Genomic DNA, 1627 nt, shown 5'->3' with positions numbered 1-1627 from the left:
AAACCAGCTAATAGTTTGTCAATATTTTTCAATAAAAAAGTTAAAATACAAATGATATACTAAAAATGAGTGCACTAAATAACCTACCATTTCTCAACACTTGGAAGGTTCTGGACTATTTAGATAGACGTAGTGACTAAACTACATCTTGGAATAATGTGTTGCTTTTTAACAGGGCATAAATCCAATGTAAGAGCTTATTCACACAAGCAATGACAGCCACCTTAAAAGGTTTTCCTTCATCACGTTTCTTGTCGTAGAACTCACGTAACTTCTTATTACGAGGGATAATTTCATCACTCGTTTTCTTCTTACGACAGTCTCGAATGGCACAACGTACGGCCATATATAACGCGTGACGAAGCCTGCTGGAGCCACGCTTGGTTATTCGATTCTTAGTAGCTGTGAATTTACCAGATTCAAAAACGCTTGGATCCACTCCAGCGAATGCGACTAGCTTCTTTGGATGGTCAAATCGATCAATTTCCCCAATCTCGGATATAATCGTTGCAGCGATTTTTTCTCCGATACCAGGAATTGATTTGATAACTTCATATTCTTCAACTTCTTGCGCAAGGGCATCTATCTCGGATTCTAACTTTGATAGGTGCTCTTTGTATTGGAGGATAATATTAATAAACATTCCAAGGCTCAAAATGTGACTCTGATAAACGGCTTTCTCAAACGGATTTCGAATGGCCGCAGCTTTGATTTGGGCTGCTTTATCACTAGCCCAACTTAGTGAACGACTCTTACAATTCCCGTGGATCTTTTCGGTCAAGACCTCATCACGGGCATTTAGAATATCTTCAGACGAGGGAAATTCCTTTAAAGTTAGCAGGGACACAACGGAATATAAATCTCCAAACACTCCTCTAAATTCAGGGAATACCTGATCTAGAATCGCTTGAAATTGTAACTTTGTCTGAATTAAAGTACCAGTAATATTCTCATGTTGTCTCGTAAGATTACGTAAGTTTAGGAGTTGAACACCGCGCTTTTTATAGGGTTCAAGTTCCTCTTTATAGTACAGTTCACACAGAAGATAAGCATCGGCTGCGTCCGTCTTAACCTTTCGCAGGCTGGAACTTTTGGCTTTGTAAGAAATCAATGGGTTAATAACAATCAAGAGATAGCCCCGTTCCTCAAGATAATGAACAATAGGAGCTTGATAGTGTCCTGTTGCTTCCAGAATAACCGGAGGTTTCTTCCCTGTCTCAGCTGTCAAACCTTCAATGAATTGTACAAGGGACTCAAGCCCTTCGTTAATATGTGATACCTTAAAGCTCTTACGGTATGGTTTCCCTTTATCTATGAATGCTTGTACCTGACTTTCTCCTTTTGACACATCCAGACCAATGACTGGATTCATTCTCAATCCCCTCCAAATATTAATATTAACCGGTACCCCTAATCCTTCTTGCAGTATCACAGCTTCGCTTGTTATACGAGATCTATGTCCCAACCAGCCTCAATCATGTTTCTACAAGTAGGGGGCAAACTGTTTAGTTGACGGGATCAAGCCCCACGAGCAGTTACGTTTTACCCCGGCTACCGTTATAATAAAACCATATAACAAATGGTCAACCAGAAATATTTTCTTATCTGGCTGACCTTATAATACGAA

Annotated in this window: 1 protein-coding gene; it reads right to left on the bottom strand. The window is 39.7% G+C overall.

Annotated elements, in window-relative coordinates; all coding sequences use genetic code 11:
* Positions 1–136 precede the first annotated feature (136 nt).
* Positions 137–1372, bottom strand: a complete 1236-nt coding sequence (locus A33I_RS18570; RefSeq protein ID WP_022629817.1) for an IS110 family RNA-guided transposase — start codon at positions 1370–1372, stop codon at positions 137–139.
* Between the last annotated feature and the right edge of the window lie 255 nt (positions 1373–1627).

It is taken from the genome of Alkalihalophilus marmarensis DSM 21297 (assembly GCF_000474275.2).
Taxonomy (GTDB): Bacteria; Bacillota; Bacilli; order Bacillales; family Bacillaceae_D; genus Alkalihalophilus; species Alkalihalophilus marmarensis.
Note: the sequence above shows the minus strand (reverse complement) of the source record. Positions and strands in the feature narration are given on the sequence as shown.

Coding starts and splice junctions, on each gene's coding strand:
- A33I_RS18570 (WP_022629817.1), bottom strand. CDS start 1,372: ATGAATCCAGTCATTGGTCTGGATGTGTCAAAAGGAGAAAGTCAGGTA.